Origin of the sequence: Pseudoteredinibacter isoporae (assembly GCF_040372805.1) — a bacterium.
Taxonomy (GTDB): domain Bacteria; phylum Pseudomonadota; class Gammaproteobacteria; order Pseudomonadales; family Cellvibrionaceae; genus Pseudoteredinibacter; species Pseudoteredinibacter isoporae_A.
Genome location: NZ_BAABWJ010000005.1, coordinates 110,303 through 125,835 on the forward strand (window position 1 = coordinate 110,303; position 15,533 = coordinate 125,835).

The following is a 15,533-nucleotide window of genomic DNA, read 5'->3' on the forward strand; positions in this document are numbered from 1 at the left end:
GCAACATAAAACGTGAAAATTAAGGCGCCACAAGGGCTTTAGGCGCCGGAAATTCCTAAGATTATTTTGTCATGTCAACCGTGTACCCTTATGGCACACGATTCAACAAGCGTTCCAGAACCCGGGAAAGTCGTCCGCTGATGATGCAGGGAGCTAGTCTTTCCCCTGTTTCAACTCTTTCAATTGCTGTTGAATCTCTCGGAGCTGATCCTGTAAATCAAACATGGTGGGCTCACCACTGGCCTCTGCGGCCTCCTCACGCTCGCGACTGTGCTCTTCCTCCAGAACATTCACCACAATACCGATGATCATATTCAGAAACGCAAAGGCCGTAAAAAAGATGAAGGTAAGATAGAAGATCCAACTCAGTTTATACACCGTCATCGTCTCGTACATCACATCGGTCCAGTCTTCGAAGGTCATGACCCGGAACAGGGTCAGCAAGGCGATGGTGATGTCCCCCCAGAGTTCGGGGTTGATGTCGTGGAACAAGGTGCTGCCAATTGCTGCGTAAATATAAAAAATAATAAACATCAGCAGCATAACGTAACCCAACTGTGGCAAAGCTTTCACCAATGAGTTGAGCAGCATTCGCAACTCTGGAATGATCGACACCATTCGAAGCACTCGGAAAATCCGGATGAGTCGACCCAGTAAGGCCATTTCCCCATTTTCAATAGGGATCAAACTGACCACAACAATCAAGGTGTCAAAAACGTTCCAGGCTTTGTTGAAAAACTTTTTCTTTTCTGGCTCCGCAATAAAACGGATACTGATTTCAACCAAAAAGATAAAGGTAATGACCCAATCCAAAACCGCCAACACCTTCAAGGCCGCTGGAGGAATCGGATACGTTTTCGCGCCGACCACAAGTGCGGAAAGAATAATGACAGTAACCACAAACATCTCAAAGGCTTTATTGGCCATGAGTCGGGTAAACACATTGTCTTCTATAGATGGGCTGTTCGCCATAATGTCGATCTACTTAACTGGGTTGAAAAATCGAAAGCTATGGAAAGAGCTTTCGATCTGTTTAGACGATGGTTGCCGGCCTAGTCGCACCGGCCTCGTGATGCCTTATTGCTCATTTTTAGCCACTGAAAACCGGAGTTACTCCAAACACTCATTGGCAAAACGTTGAAACTCCTCTTCCTGCCATTCCTTGTTGGGCTTCTCTTCCATCATGAGACACCAAGCGCTGTCTGAAGCCGCAACCGCCTCTGTGGTCTTATCATCCGATAACCAATGTTCAAATTGGGCTGGGCCCACGAAGGCGGCGGCGAGCAATAACAATACACTCAACGCTAGGGTAATGATCATCAATGTTTTTATCATTCTGAGGGCACTTCGTTTTTACGGTTCGTTCAACCAGGCAATAATATCTTCGGCATAATACGTCAGAATCAAATCACAACCGGCACGTTTAAAGGCAATCATGGTTTCCATCACCACGGCTTTTTCGTCGATGACACCCGCAGCAGCCGCTGCCTTAATCATCGCATACTCGCCACTCACGTGGTACACCGCCAGAGGCTGATTGCTGCTGTCACGAATTTCACGCAGGATATCCAGATAGGCTAAGCCAGGCTTCACCATAAGAATATCCGCACCCTCACCTTCATCTTGCAAAGATTCCGCCAGAGCTTCACGCCCGTTTGCCGGGTCCATCTGATAGGTGTTGCGACTGCCTTTGAAGTTGCTATCTACCGCATCGCGAAATGGCCCATAAAATGCTGATGCAAATTTTGTGGAATAACTCATGATGGGAATGTGGCCATAGCCATCCGCATCAAGTGCCTCACGAATAGCCGCGATCATCCCATCCATCATTCCCGAAGGTGCGATCATATCTACACCTGCTCGAGCGGCGGTAACGGCCTGTGCCTGTAAATTTTCCAAGGTCAGATCATTGTCCACATCATCATCATGAACCACACCGCAGTGACCGTGGTCGGTGTATTCACAAAAGCAGTTGTCACTGATGATCAGCATCTCGGGTGTTGCCGCTTTGGCAATCCGAATACAACGAGCCATCAAGCCTTTATCGTTCCAGGTATCGCTTCCGCAATCGTCTTTGTTTTGACTGACGCCAAATAAAATAACGGCTTTCAGGCCCAACTCCCACAAACGGCGTAATTCACCGCCCAATTGAGTTTCAGGGAATCGCTTTACCCCTGGCATACTGGGAATATCGACCGGCTCTTGAATTCCCTCTTCCACAAAGATAGGTAAAATGAAATCCTCCGGCCGCAGGTGATTCTCACGCACCAACTGGCGTAACACCGAGGTTCTTCGAAGGCGCCGAAATCGAAAATCTGGAGTGACTGTCATAGGAATCTCTTTTCTTAAAAAATCATGTGTATCATTTTACGATAGCCGTCACGAAAGCTTCACCCACCAGTGCGGTTACGGCGCTTTACGACCAGGCTTAAAGGGACTGAAAAAATACCAAAGCCCCAGCATTATCAATAAGCCTGCACTGACATAAAACACCTTTCGCCAGATACTTTGCCCCGAACGTAAAACTTGAAACTGTTCGACATAGATGGTTTCGCAGGCGCCATTCCCGGTATCGTCGCGCGTGACGCTGGTGCCGCGAATCAGGCCCTGTTCATGGCCATACTCAGATAACCACCCTTTAATCACAATTTGGTCGCCGATGCCAACTTTACGAATCTGCTCGCGAATATAGGGGCTGGCCGTAATCAAATGGTTATTCGACAATTGCGTCATATCAAAACTCGCCCAGGCTTCATTGCTGCGTGTTTTGACATTACAGGTGAACTGGCCGTTCCAAAAATCCAGTTGATTCAAAAACGGTGACTGTGCAGTGTCGCTCCAGATAACACAGATATCCGCTACATTGAGATGATCGCCCCAGCTCTTGTGCAGCATCTGATCGCCATCGTGTTCGCGATAAGACACCACGAGACCATACAACTCATAGCGAAATTTGCGATCGACATAATATTGGCGATCTTTGAACTGTATTTGCTTCCGCTCGAGTGCCTGGGCTTGTTGCAAGGGTTCCTGCAACAAACGAGCATCAAGCTGAAGACTACTGGCAAAACGATCTCGTTGAAAAAAACTCAGAAGGCAAATCAACAACAATGCCCAAACCAATACCTTCATGAGATCGCCTCTTTCGGTGTCAGCCGCCTAGGATTCACGCCGCCATTTGGTGGCAATACTGCCATCATCAGCACGATAGTCATCCAGCAATACGCCTTGAGCTTTCAGCTCGTCACGAATCTCATCAGCACGTGCAAAGTTTTTGTCGGCTCTCGACTGTAAACGTTCTGCGATAAGCTGCTCAATTACATCCGCTGCCAAGTCATCCTCGCTACCTTGGGTAAACCATTGCTCTGGCTCCTGCTGCAATAGACCCAATACCGAGGCTATCGCCAGCAACTCCCCTTTCAGCTGAGCCTTGTCTTGCATTTCAGCCAACTTCAATCGTTTGGCAATGGCCAGCATTTCAGTGATTGCCTGGCGACTGTTCAGGTCATCCAGCAGCGCCTGATAGGCCGATAAGGTTTTCACATCGCAGCCAGCAGCTTCAACAGCTTGCTCATCACGCAGAACACCGTAAATGTAATCCAGGTTATCGCGGGATTCCTCCAACAACTTCTGAGAGAAGTCCATATCTGAGCGATAATGCGCCGATAGAATGCCGTAACGTAGAACCTCACCCGGATACACTTTCAGCAAATCTCTTACCAGACGGAAATTTCCTAAAGACTTTGACATCTTTTCGCCGTCGATATTGATGTAGCCATTGTGCATCCAGTAGCGAACGTATTCCTCAGCGTCATTGGCGCAGCAGCTCTGGGCAATTTCATTTTCATGGTGCGGGAAAATTAAATCCTTACCACCGCCATGAATATCGATACTCTCACCCAAGTGCTTTTTGATCATTGCGGAACACTCGAGATGCCAACCAGGGCGGCCAAAGCCCCAAGGACTTTCCCAACCAGGTTCATCATCACTGGAGGGCTTCCACAGCACGAAATCACCTGCGTATTTTTTATAGTCCGCGACTTCTACGCGCGCGCCATCCAACATATCTTCCAGCTTACGGTTGGACAGCTCACCATAATTTTCCATGGAGCGGACATCAAACAGCACATGCTTGTCAGCTTCATAAGCATGCCCTTTGGCTATCAAACGCTCAATCATGTCGATCATTTCCGGCAAATGCTCTGTGGCCCGGGGGATGATGTTTGGCGTTAAACAGTTAATTGCGGCCATATCTTCCGCATAGGCTTCCGTATAACGATCGGAAACTTGAGCAATTGTCTCACCATTGTCCCGGGCGGTCTGCATGATTTTATCGTCGATATCGGTGATATTTCGCGCGTAAGTGACCTTAGGAAACTCTTCCCGTAATACTCGCAACAAGGTATCGAAAACTACCGCAGGGCGCGCATTACCAATATGCACAAAGTTGTAAACCGTTGGACCACAGACGTACATACGAATATGCTCTGGATCTATCGGATTAAACTCTTCTTTTTGACGTTTTTTTGTGTTGTACAACTGCATAACAATGAACTCTACTGCGGTCGCCTGTTTTTAAAGGCCTGATCCAGGTACATTCAGTATCAAACCCAAAACAAGAGACCAAAATTTTTATACCTTATTGGCCCAATTATCTTTCAAGCCAATGGTACGATTAAAGACGATTTTACCGTCTTGACTGTGCTTGGCATCCAAACAGAAATAGCCTTCACGCTCAAATTGGTAAGCCTCTTCTGCGTTCGCATTCAGTAAAGAACGCTCGGCCTTGGCACCACTGACAATACTCAAACTTTCTGGATTGATGTAATCCAAGAAGTTTTTATCACCAGCGTCTGGCGCCGCATCATTGAACAGGCGATCGTATAAACGCACTTCGCAGTCAACATTGTGACTGGCAGATACCCAGTGAATAACACCACGCGGGCGGATACCTTCCGGTGGATTATTCCCAACCGTGCCCGGAACCAATGCCACTTTAATTTCGACTATGTCTCCAGCCTCGTTTTTAATGACGTCTTCAGCTTTAATGACATAGCTACCACGCAGACGAACGTACTCACCAGCGACCAGTCGTTTGAATTTTTTGCGCGACAGGCTGCTGTCTTCATTAAAATCAGCACGATCAATATACAGCGTTTCGGTAAACGGCAGCTCACGGATCCCCCGAGATTCATCATTCGGGTGAACGGGTTGCTGCATGGTCGCTACCCCCTCTTCTACCGAATGCCCATCCGCCGACAGCTGGTCAAAATTCACCACCGTTAACAGCAGCGGATCAAGAACACACATGGCCCTCGGCGCCACGTTGTTCAAATCATCGCGAATGGTGTGTTCCAGCGTGGCCACATCAATGGTGCTGCCCGACTTGGTGACACCGATAACATCACAGAAATTACGCACGGCAGCGGGTGTAACCCCGCGTCGACGTAAACCCGAAATCGTCGGCATACGCGGGTCATCCCAGCCGTCCACAAAGCCTTCGTCAACCAGCTGTTTCAGCTTGCGCTTTGAGGTCACCGTATAATTCAATTCAAGACGAGCAAACTCATACTGTGTCGGCTGACTTGGCACCGGCAGATTCTCAATAAACCATTCATACAGTGGACGATGGTCCGCAAACTCCAAAGTGCAGATCGAATGAGTGACGCCTTCGATCGCGTCTTCCTGACCGTGGGCGAAATCGTAAGTCGGATAGATACACCAGGTGTCGCCAGTCTGATGATGGCTTTGCTTACGGATCCGATACAGCATTGGGTCACGCATATTCATGTTGGGGCTGGCCATATCAATCTTGGCACGCAACACGCAGTCGCCTTCCTCGTATTCACCGGCACGCATCTTCTCGAACTCGGCCAGATTCTCCTCCACACTGCGGTTGCGATGCGGACTGTCCTTACCGGGTTTGGTCGCCCAACCCCGATATTCGCGAGTCTGCTCCGCGCTCAAATGACACACATAGGCCTTGCCCTCACGAATCAGATGAAGCGCCCAGTCATAGAACTGCTCAAAATAGCTGGAGGCATAGCGGATATCCCCATCCCAGTCGAAACCCAGCCATTGCACATCACGTACGATGGATTCAACGTATTCCTGATCTTCTTTCGCCGGATTGGTGTCGTCGAAACGAAGGTTACATCGTCCACCAAAGCGCTCCGCCAAGCCAAAATTCAAACAGATCGACTTGGCATGACCAATATGCAGATACCCATTGGGCTCTGGCGGAAAACGGGTCACAAGGGCGTCGTGGCGGCCTGCCTCAAGGTCCTGAGTGATAATTTGTTCAAGGAAGTTCAGCGGTTTGCTTGTTTCGCTCATGGCGTTTGGATAATCCTTACTTCAATGGCTAGCTTGTTGATCCCAAGTGGCGATGTATTCCCCCACTTTAGCAAGACCTACCCCGCATCCTCGTGCGGTTTAGGGCTTTGGTTTGAGATCCGAGTCAAACCGCGTATTATAGCCGCCCTCAGCCCCTGTCGGCATCTTTTTCCTTGGTTTTTGCCTGAATACGGCAAGCCAGACCGCATAAACCCACTGTGACAGCAGTTATAGGACAGACAATGATTACTTTACATACCAATTTTGGTGACATCAGCATCGAGCTGGATTTTGAAAACGCCCCCAACACCGCTGCCAACTTCAAGCAATACGCGGAAGATGGCTTCTACGAAGGCACCCTGTTCCACCGTGTGATCGACGGCTTTATGGTCCAGGGCGGCGGCATGAATACCGACATGCAGGACAAAATGGACGGCCGTCGAGCGCCCATCGAAAATGAAGCCGATAACGGCTTGAGCAACGACATCGGGACCTTAGCGATGGCTCGCACCATGGACCCACACAGCGCGACCTGCCAGTTCTTCATTAACGTCGCCGACAACGGCTTCCTGAACCACACCGCTAAGAACAGCCAAGGTTGGGGCTACTGCGTTTTCGGTAAAGTCGTTGAAGGCATGGACGTCGTGAACAGCATCAAGGGGGTTTCGACCGGAAATATGATGGGTCACTCCGACGTACCCAAAGACAGCATTATTATTGAAAAAGTCAGCATCAGTGAATAACCAGAAGCCTTAACGAGTTGCCTGTCTCATGAGTGTTTTATTCATTTCCGATTTACACCTGGATGAGAGCCGTCCGAATGTCACACAAGCGTTCTACCGGTTTCTAGAGGAACGGGCCCCCGCGGCCGACGCACTGTATATTCTCGGGGATTTCTTCGAAGTGTGGATCGGAGACGACGATGACGCCCCTCTCGCTCTCGACGTTCAGGAACAGTTACGGAGGTTGAGCCAAACGGGAACGGCGCTGTACATCATGCACGGCAACCGTGATTTTCTGTATGGCGATCGCTTTTGCCAAAACAGCGGCGCCACTCTACTGACAGACCCGAGCCGTATCGATCTGGCCGGAAAATCCTGCCTGTTGATGCACGGCGATAGTTTGTGTACCGACGATACCGAGTACATGGCCTTCCGCCAGCAGGCACGCAACCCCGACTGGCAAGCACAACTGCTCTCACAACCCCTGGAAGCACGGCGCCAGTTAGCACAACAGCTACGACAACAAAGCCAATCGATGAGCGCCATGAAAGCCGAAGACATTATGGACGTGAATGCCGAAGCCGTCGCGGACATCATGAGCCGTCAACAGGCCGAGGTCCTCATTCATGGACACACCCACCGCCCGGCTCAACACTCACTCGAGCATGGCAAGGAACGCTGGGTTCTTGGTGACTGGCATGAGAAAGCCTGGTGCATTGAGGTAGACGATCGCGGCATTCGACTCGAATCCTGGTCAATTGCTTAGTCACGCCTATTGAGTGTGATTAAGCCCCGCTGGCCCCCCAAACAAAAGCTCGAAAAATTTCGCCTCGCTGTCTGTTCTCGCACTGTCACTTCCGCTAATCTTTAGCTTAAATATAAGTAATGATAAAAATGTCTAGCGGGTACCAATGTGGAAAGCTTTGTCTTTAATACGACCAAATCTCTGATCAATCAACCAGGGGCGATTGCGCAGCTCGCCGACATTTGCAAGCAACACGGTGTTCGCAAACCGATCATTGTTACCGATCAGGGCATTGTCGCCTGCGGTCTACTGGAAAAACTTGAAGCCGTATTCCACCGAGAGGATCTGCCCTACGCCTGCTTTTGTGACATTGTGGCTGACCCGCCGGAGCGCGTGATTTACGAAGCGTTGGACCTCGCCCGCAGCCAAGGCGTAGACGGTGTCATTGGTTTTGGTGGCGGAAGCTCGCTCGACAGCGCTAAACTGATCGCATTGATGCTGGCCTCGGGAGAAAAACTGGAAGACATTTACGGTATTGAACAAGCAAAAGGTCCACGCCTTCCACTCATGTTGATTCCCACCACCGCAGGCACCGGCTCGGAAGCCACAGCGGTGGCCATTGTAACCACTGGTGAAACAAGCAAGATGGGGGTCGTCACCCCTTTGCTATTGCCCGACGTCGCCATTCTTGATGCAGAATTAACCCTGGGTTTGCCCGCTCACATCACCGCAGCTACGGGCATTGACGCCATGGTTCATGCCATCGAGGCTTACACCAGCGCTCACAAGAAAAACCGCTACTCAGATATTCTGGCCAAGGAAGCGTTAGATTTACTGGCGAACAATATTCTGAAGGTTTGCCAAAATGGCCAGGATCTCGAAGCACGACAGGCCATGCTCCTCGGCGCATTTCTCGCCGGCCAGGCCTTTGCCAATTCTCCCGTGGCGGCCGTGCATGCCCTGGCGTACCCCTTGGGTGGTCATTTTCATATCCCCCATGGCCTAAGCAATTCATTGGTTTTGCCACACGTGATGCGCTTCAACAATAGCCACTGCCATGAACTCTATGCCGAGCTGGCCCCAATTATTATGGGTGATGATTACATTGCCCATGAAGACAGCAAAGCCGTGAGTACCGAACTGATTAAACACATCGAATTGCTGATTGGGAATCTAAAGCTCTGTACTCACTTACGCGACTTGGACATTCAAGAAAAAGATCTGCCCGTACTCGCCAAAGATGCGATGCTGCAAACCCGTTTACTGCAGAACAACCCGAGAAATGTCAGCGAGCAGGACGCTTTGAATATTTACAAAGCAGCTTGGTAAAAGCGGCATAGTAAAAAGTGCACTGAAAAACAAACATCAATATAGAAGTGACACCACTCGCGCTCACGGGTGGTATCTATAACTTGAAAAATTGCTCGATTTTATCCCGTTCCCACATCGCGTCCTGATGCCCCAGATCCATCAACTCCTGACAGTATTCCGGGCAAAACAACAAATAACTCGCCGCGGCAGAGCCCCCGCCACTGGCCGTTGCACCGGTCGAACGGAAAAACATTTTTAGGGAAGGCGGCAAATAACGGACTTTTCGGCCTGCAATTTTGTCAAGAGCTTTGGACGGTGAAATCACCAAGCTTTCGATAGGACGCAAACGTTTTTCAGCCTGACGTTCCTCTTCGCTCATTTTCAACAAGAGCTCATTGACTCGCTCCAGGTGTTCGATGTCCCCTTCCAGACTGTCAATAAATGCACTGTTAAACATGTGGCCAATAATCTGCGCAATGGAAGGCGAGTGCCGAACCGGCTGAGGCTTGCGGTTCCATTGTTTGGTGTTGCGATTACCACTCACACCAATAATAAACACACGGTCGGCCCCCAGGTGTAAGGCTGGGCTGATGGGCGCCAACTGACGCATGGCACCATCGCCAAAATACTGTTCGCCGAGTTTTACGGTGGGAAAAATCGTTGGAATCGCTGACGATGCCATCAAATGGTCAACATTAATATCGGTACGTCGCCCTACCCGCCGATGACGTCGCCATTCACGGATCGATGGATGCTCATCTTTAGCTTCAAAAAAGCTGACCGATTCGCCAGTGGAATAACCCATCGCGGTAATAGCCAAGGCTTCCAATGCGCCTTTGTTGAGCATCTCAGGAATCTGTTGAAACTGGATGGCCTGGGACAAAAAATCACGCAGGGGCGAATTATCCAATAAGGATACCGGCTTATGAACACCGACACCTCGATTCAACAAGGAGCCCACCAAACTCAGGCCGCCTTTACTCACATCCCACCAACCCGATTTAAATACGTGGTCAGCGGTTAGATTACCCCAGAAGTTTTCCAGGTTATCGACAGCAAAAGAAAAATTATCACAACGTGAGGCGAGGCTCACCGCGTTAATGGCACCAGCGGAAGTTCCACAAATAATGGGAAAGGGATTTTTCTCGGTGGGAATAATTTCTTTCAGTGCTTTAAGCACGCCGATCTGGTAAGCAGCGCGCGCGCCACCACCAGAAAGAATCAACGCATTTTTCATAGCTTACCGCAGAGCTTCCACCTTTAAGGTCATGCCATCAACGGCCACCACTTTAACCTTAGTGTTAGCCGGGTAATCTTCATCCGCTTCGATGACCCAGAGAGAATCACCAATTTGTACACGCCCTTTATTCGCGCTCATATCTTCAAGCACCAGCGCTTCCTTACCCAGCAGGCGAGCGTCAACGCTGTTCAACAAAGGTTGATCGGTTGCTTCATTAATATGTCGAAAGCGTGCCCAGTACAACCAGGTCGCCGCCACCGACAGTACCGCAAAACACAACAACTGGGCCTGCCAGCTTATTCCGCTTAGCACACCGGCAATCAGGGCTGTGAGTAATGCACCGACGCCAATCCCCAATAAAAATCCAGCGGCTCCAAGCATTTCCAGAATAAGGAGTACGACGCCCAGAATCAGCCAATGCCAAGCCGTAATTTCGCTAAAAAACTCCATGTTAATAACCTTAGCTCTGTTTTGCCGATTTAACCAGTTCGTGAATTCCCTCAATGGAACCAATCACACTGGAGGCTTCAAGCGGCATAAGCACCACTTTGCTGTTATCTGCTGAGGCCAGTTGGCCGAGCGCGTCCACGTATTTTTGCGCAACGAAGTAATTAATCGCCTGAGCATTTCCCTTAGCAATCGCCTCGCTCACCATAAAGGTCGCTTTCGCTTCAGCCTGAGCTTCTCGCTCGCGAGCTTCAGCTTCCAGAAACGCGGATTCACGTTCACCTTCTGCTCGTAGAATCTGTGATCGTTTCTCACCCTCGGCCACCTTAATCGCGGATTCACGTTCACCTTCAGCCAACAGAATCTGTGCGCGCTTTTCTCGTTCAGCTTTCATTTGATTAGCCATCGCATCAACCAAATCTCGAGGTGGCGTGATGTCTTTAATTTCAATACGAGTAACTTTAATGCCCCAAGGGTTGGTCGCTTCATCAACCTTGGTCAACAAGGCATTATTGATTTGATCTCGATTCGAGAGCATAGCGTCGAGTTCCATTGACCCTAACACCGCACGAATATTGGTCATTACCAGGTTTTGCATAGCGCGCTCGAGATTATTCACCTCATAAGACGCTTTGACAGAATCCACCACTTGGTAGAAACACACCGCATCCGTGGTGACCATAGCATTATCAGCACTGATGACTTCCTGGGGCTGAATATCCAGTACCTGCTCCATGACAATCTGCCGATGGCCGATGCTATCAATGAAGGGCACAATGATTTGCAGGCCTGGGCGCAGTAAACGCGTGTATTTTCCAAAACGCTCGACCGTCCACTCTTCGCCCTGAGGAACGCTTTTAACCGCTCTAAGGATGATAATAATCGCCAGGACAGCGACAACCACCACAGTAATATTGACATCGACCATAGATACCCCCATTAAAAGGTCTGTTAACGAGCGCTACGCTAACAGATTGCCTGCCAGCATAAAAGCCGAAATGGGCACTCGTGGGATTTAAATCCAGCTTGTGAGGGTGAGGAAGATTCGAGAGCGGAGTTTGCCCACCGCAAGCTGCGGCAGGCAACAAGAGAGGTTAATAAGCAACTGTGGCGGCATCTGGGCGGCGGGTATCTGAAGCCCCGTACATATAGCCTTTTAATGTCGCAATTGACTGTGTACTGCCCATGGTGCGAGAGTACTTCACATCATGCCCCATCGTCTTCAGGAGGTTGACAGTGTCCTTACTGACGCCGGGTTCAACAAAGACTTTATCTGGAAACCACTGGTGATGCATACGCGGAACCGAGGTGGCCTCAGCAATGTTCATCTCAAAGTCGATGGTGTTTAGCACAATCTGCAGAACAATGGTGATGATGGTGCTGCCGCCGGGACTGCCAGTGGCCAAAACAGGATGGCCATCTTTAATCACCAACGTTGGGGTCATGGAGCTCAAGGGGCGTTTACGAGGCTCAATGGCGTTCGCGTCACTGCCTAATAGACCATAGGCATTCGGCTCACCAGGTTTGGCAGAAAAATCGTCCATTTCATTGTTGAGTAAAATACCCGTGCCATCGACCACAATGCCAGAACCGTAACTGTAATTGATGGTGTAGGTATTGGACACGATATTGCCCCAGCGGTCCGCAACGGAATAATGGGTCGTATCGTTGCTTTCTTTACCAAACAGCTTGCTCGGCGCCACGTCTTCTGAACGCGTAGCTTTCTCTGGGTTAATTTGATCTCGCAGTGTTTTGGCGTATTTCTTGTCGGTTAACTCAGCAACCGGCACACGGTAAAAATCAGGATCACCCAAATGCTGGCTGCGGTCTGCGTAAGCGCGGCGCATGGTTTCTGTCAACGTGTGCAAATACTGAGCACTGTTATGTCCCATCAGTTTCAGGTCATAGCCTTCCAGTACATTCAACATTTGAATTAAATGTACACCGCCAGAGCTTGGTGGCGGCATGGAGACCACTTCATAACCACGATAGTTACCTCTTACCGCGTCACGCTCAACAACCTTGTACCCTTTGAAATCGTCCAGGGTAAACAAGCCATTGTATTTATTGGATGCCGCCACAAACTTTTCAGCTATCGCCCCCCCATAGAATGCCGATTTACCATGCCTGCTGATTTCAGACAAAGACCAAGCCAAATCGCTTTGAACCAAGCGGTCACCGGCTTGCAGGTTTTGCCCATCAGCCTTATAGAAAATGCTCTTGGTCGCTGGATAGCGTGTTAAACGCTTACGCTTCACAACCAAATCGTTAGCAAGCCCGGGAGTCACAATAAAGCCTTCTTTCGCCAGCTTAATGGCCGGCGCGATAACCTGCTCTAACGCCATGGTGCCGTATTTTTCAAGCGCATGAATCATGCCGGCGACGGTTCCTGGGACACCACCCGCGCGATAGGTATAGCCGGCCATATCGCGATCAAAGTTACCGTCTTTATCCAGGAACATATCGGTATACGCTTTGATCGGAGCCATTTCACGATAATCCAGTGCAACGACTTTGTTCTTTTCTTTCAGGTAGATCATCATAAACCCACCCCCGCCGATATTGCCCGCCTTCGGCAGCGTTACCGCCATGGCAAAACCGGTAGCAACCGCAGCATCGACGGCATTACCGCCCTGCTTGAGAATATCCAGACCGACTTCAGAGGCCAAGGCTTCCTGGCTGGCCACCATACCGTGCTGACCAATAACCGGATGGAAGCGGCTGTCGTAACTGATAATGGCCGACTCCTGCGCGCTCACCGTGGTCGCCAGTGTCAACAATAAGGCCAAAACAGCACTTACTCTAAAGCGCGTGGCCGACAGCGAAAAACGAGAAAAAAACATAATGTATCCTATGGTTGATTGCGGCACAGATGATGACATAGAAACGCCCTTGGGCCTAGCCTCAGAGGTCGGCGCAAGGGCGAGTGCGGTACCGCAGAAAGAGTATCGTTTAAGCGACTTCTTGCGGCAAAAGAAACCAGCGTAAACCTTCAGCACCGGCCTGCAATTCCAAATCAAAACGCTGCCAGGAGGGATTCGGCGCCTGCAGTCGTATTTTCGCTTCCGCCAAAGAATGCCGGTAAAGATCCTCTGTCGACATATTATTGGAGGTATCAGACTGCGCGTCACTGTCGGCCACTGAGTTGGATGTCAGCCAATGGTCGATTGCCGAAGATAAATTGGTCGTTTCACCATAACGCTCGCCTTGGAAACACCAAACACCAGGCTTCTCCTGGAATTGGTAGTAAGGCAGGAATTCAGCGCCGTGTTCCGCCAGCAACTCGATGGCCGACAAAATGTAATCCACCGTGCTGTGATCTAGAAAATAATTCAGGTTAAAACGAATCCACCCCGGGCGCAGCAACATGGAACCACGATTCATCTCGTCTTCGATGGCTCGACTGTCCTCTTTACTGAGCCCCAGGAGGTAATGCCCATAAGGCCCGGCGCAAGAGCAACCACCGCGCGCCTGAATACCAAACAAATCATTCAGCAGCGCCACCACAAAGCTGTAATGCAAATGCTTTTCTTCATGCTTTATGCGAAACGAGATGATGGATAAACGATCGGCATCAGCGTCGCCCATAATGTCGATATTAGGGTGTTTTTGCAGGCGTTCGATCGCTTCACGGGTATGTTCACGCTCGAGTGTCTCAATGTACTCAGTGCCGACAGCTTGCTGCAAAGCAAATACCAAACCCGCGCGAATGGATTCCACAATACCTGGGGTCCCCCCCTCTTCCCGGCGCTCGACATCGCTGAGATAGGTGTGCTCGGTCGGTGTGACAAACGACACGGTCCCCCCACCAGGAACCGCCGGAATCTCATTCTCTAACATGGCTTGGTCCACCATAAGAATGCCGGGTGTGCCGGGCCCGCCGATAAACTTATGAGTAGAGATAAACACCGCATCCAATTGCAGCGCCTCCATATCAATCCCCACATAAGGCGCGGCGGCGGCATAATCCCAGCAAGACCAGAACCCATACTGTTTCAACAACGCCGAGATTTTCTCGACGGGTGAACGTAAACCTGTCACGTTAGAAGCCGCTGAAAAGCTGCCGATTTTCAAACCACGGTGTTGATATTGCTGAAGTTTGTTTTCCAACACGTCCAGATCAATCTGCCCTCGCGCATCCAGAGGAATGCTGACCACTTCGGCGGCAGACTCACGCCAAGGCAGCTCATTGGAATGGTGCTCATAAGGCCCAATGAAAACCACCGCCTTGTCATCCTGACTTGTTGTTCCCTGTACGGCCTGCCCGTTCCGCTTAAGCTTCAACATCGTAATCAGTTTATCGATCGCTGCTGTGGCACCACTGCCACAAAATATCAGTCTGTGCTGCTCACCTGCGTTGAGTGCCTGCCGAATGGTTTGGCGAGCCTGCTCACGAAGCTCGGTGGTGTGTCGGCCAGTATAGGAGGTTTCAGTATGGGTATTGGCGTAGTAAGGCAGAACCTGATCCTGAATAAAGCGCTCGATGAAGCTGAGGCTTCGTCCTGAGGCTGTGTAGTCCGCGTAAACCAGAGGTTTCTTTCCAAAGGGCGTATCAACGACGCTGTTTTCACCAATAATGTCATCACGTATCTGGGCCAACTGAGGTGATGTGTGCGACTGCGCCATGATATGCCTCCAATCAATCTGTCTTTCAAGGGTTAAGAGAGACGATATTGTAAAGCGGGCCCCAGGGAACATTGTTACGTTATTTGGATTAATTTGCTCAAAATGA

At 50.1% G+C, this 15,533-nt stretch carries 14 protein-coding genes; 3 read left to right on the forward strand and 11 right to left on the reverse strand.

Annotation, left to right across the window (positions count from 1 at the left end):
- Positions 1-153: 153 nt before the first annotated feature.
- The 6 genes from ABWW03_RS11815 to ABWW03_RS11840 form a co-directional block, all read right to left on the reverse strand.
- Complete coding sequence (locus ABWW03_RS11815; protein ID WP_353408542.1) at positions 154-972, reverse strand: ion transporter; 819 nt, start codon at positions 970-972, stop codon at positions 154-156.
- Between the two features lie 138 nt (positions 973-1,110).
- Complete coding sequence (locus tag ABWW03_RS11820; RefSeq protein WP_353408543.1) at positions 1,111-1,335, reverse strand: DUF3012 domain-containing protein; 225 nt, start codon at positions 1,333-1,335, stop codon at positions 1,111-1,113.
- A gap of 18 nt (positions 1,336-1,353) precedes the next feature.
- Positions 1,354-2,331: a porphobilinogen synthase gene (hemB, locus tag ABWW03_RS11825; RefSeq protein ID WP_353408544.1), complete on the reverse strand. Its 978-nt coding sequence runs from the start codon at positions 2,329-2,331 to the stop codon at positions 1,354-1,356.
- A gap of 75 nt (positions 2,332-2,406) precedes the next feature.
- Complete coding sequence (locus ABWW03_RS11830) at positions 2,407-3,132, reverse strand: hypothetical protein (protein WP_353408545.1); 726 nt, start codon at positions 3,130-3,132, stop codon at positions 2,407-2,409.
- Between the two features lie 27 nt (positions 3,133-3,159).
- A complete protein-coding gene (gene cysS / locus ABWW03_RS11835; protein ID WP_353408698.1) occupies positions 3,160-4,551 on the reverse strand; it encodes a cysteine--tRNA ligase in 1,392 nt (463 codons plus the stop codon).
- Between the two features lie 81 nt (positions 4,552-4,632).
- Positions 4,633-6,336, reverse strand: coding sequence for a glutamine--tRNA ligase/YqeY domain fusion protein (locus tag ABWW03_RS11840; RefSeq protein ID WP_353408546.1), 1,704 nt, complete (start codon positions 6,334-6,336; stop codon positions 4,633-4,635).
- 242 nt (positions 6,337-6,578) lie between these two features.
- On the opposite strand from ABWW03_RS11840, the gene ABWW03_RS11845 reads away from it, so the two are divergent.
- The 3 genes from ABWW03_RS11845 (at position 6,579) to ABWW03_RS11855 (ending at position 9,132) form a co-directional block, all read left to right on the forward strand.
- Positions 6,579-7,079, forward strand: a complete 501-nt coding sequence (locus ABWW03_RS11845; RefSeq protein ID WP_353408547.1) for a peptidylprolyl isomerase — start codon at positions 6,579-6,581, stop codon at positions 7,077-7,079.
- 28 nt (positions 7,080-7,107) lie between these two features.
- Positions 7,108-7,824, forward strand: a complete 717-nt coding sequence (locus ABWW03_RS11850) for a UDP-2,3-diacylglucosamine diphosphatase (RefSeq protein WP_353408548.1) — start codon at positions 7,108-7,110, stop codon at positions 7,822-7,824.
- 147 nt (positions 7,825-7,971) lie between these two features.
- On the forward strand, positions 7,972-9,132 hold the full coding sequence (locus tag ABWW03_RS11855; RefSeq protein ID WP_353408549.1) for an iron-containing alcohol dehydrogenase: 1,161 nt from the start codon (positions 7,972-7,974) through the stop codon (positions 9,130-9,132).
- A gap of 76 nt (positions 9,133-9,208) precedes the next feature.
- Here ABWW03_RS11855 and ABWW03_RS11860 read toward each other — a convergent pair whose 3' ends face one another.
- The 5 genes from ABWW03_RS11860 to ABWW03_RS11880 all read right to left on the reverse strand — a co-directional run bounded on the left by ABWW03_RS11860 (position 9,209) and on the right by ABWW03_RS11880 (position 15,427).
- On the reverse strand, positions 9,209-10,351 hold the full coding sequence (locus ABWW03_RS11860) for a patatin-like phospholipase family protein (protein ID WP_353408550.1): 1,143 nt from the start codon (positions 10,349-10,351) through the stop codon (positions 9,209-9,211).
- 3 nt (positions 10,352-10,354) lie between these two features.
- Positions 10,355-10,804, reverse strand: coding sequence for an NfeD family protein (locus ABWW03_RS11865; RefSeq protein ID WP_353408551.1), 450 nt, complete (start codon positions 10,802-10,804; stop codon positions 10,355-10,357).
- A 10-nt stretch (positions 10,805-10,814) separates the two neighbouring features.
- On the reverse strand, positions 10,815-11,729 hold the full coding sequence (locus ABWW03_RS11870) for an SPFH domain-containing protein (protein ID WP_353408552.1): 915 nt from the start codon (positions 11,727-11,729) through the stop codon (positions 10,815-10,817).
- A 166-nt stretch (positions 11,730-11,895) separates the two neighbouring features.
- Positions 11,896-13,644 (reverse strand): gamma-glutamyltransferase, encoded by a 1,749-nt coding sequence (gene ggt, locus ABWW03_RS11875; RefSeq protein ID WP_353408553.1) that lies wholly within the window; start codon positions 13,642-13,644, stop codon positions 11,896-11,898.
- Positions 13,645-13,753: 109 nt separating this feature from the next.
- Positions 13,754-15,427, reverse strand: coding sequence for an aminotransferase class V-fold PLP-dependent enzyme (locus ABWW03_RS11880; protein ID WP_353408554.1), 1,674 nt, complete (start codon positions 15,425-15,427; stop codon positions 13,754-13,756).
- Between the last annotated feature and the right edge of the window lie 106 nt (positions 15,428-15,533).

Bases quoted from the DNA above. Each gene is read 5' to 3' on its own strand.
- ABWW03_RS11820 (WP_353408543.1), bottom strand. From the start codon at position 1,335: ATGATAAAAACATTGATGATCATTACCCTAGCGTTGAGTGTATTGTTA.
- ABWW03_RS11860 (WP_353408550.1), bottom strand. From the start codon at position 10,351: ATGAAAAATGCGTTGATTCTTTCTGGTGGTGGCGCGCGCGCTGCTTAC.
- ABWW03_RS11815 (WP_353408542.1), bottom strand. From the start codon at position 972: ATGGCGAACAGCCCATCTATAGAAGACAATGTGTTTACCCGACTCATG.
- ABWW03_RS11865 (WP_353408551.1), bottom strand. From the start codon at position 10,804: ATGGAGTTTTTTAGCGAAATTACGGCTTGGCATTGGCTGATTCTGGGC.
- ABWW03_RS11845 (WP_353408547.1), top strand. From the start codon at position 6,579: ATGATTACTTTACATACCAATTTTGGTGACATCAGCATCGAGCTGGAT.
- ABWW03_RS11870 (WP_353408552.1), bottom strand. From the start codon at position 11,729: ATGGTCGATGTCAATATTACTGTGGTGGTTGTCGCTGTCCTGGCGATT.
- ABWW03_RS11840 (WP_353408546.1), bottom strand. From the start codon at position 6,336: ATGAGCGAAACAAGCAAACCGCTGAACTTCCTTGAACAAATTATCACT.
- ABWW03_RS11880 (WP_353408554.1), bottom strand. From the start codon at position 15,427: ATGGCGCAGTCGCACACATCACCTCAGTTGGCCCAGATACGTGATGAC.
- hemB (WP_353408544.1), bottom strand. From the start codon at position 2,331: ATGACAGTCACTCCAGATTTTCGATTTCGGCGCCTTCGAAGAACCTCG.
- ABWW03_RS11830 (WP_353408545.1), bottom strand. From the start codon at position 3,132: ATGAAGGTATTGGTTTGGGCATTGTTGTTGATTTGCCTTCTGAGTTTT.
- ABWW03_RS11850 (WP_353408548.1), top strand. From the start codon at position 7,108: ATGAGTGTTTTATTCATTTCCGATTTACACCTGGATGAGAGCCGTCCG.
- ggt (WP_353408553.1), bottom strand. From the start codon at position 13,644: ATGTTTTTTTCTCGTTTTTCGCTGTCGGCCACGCGCTTTAGAGTAAGT.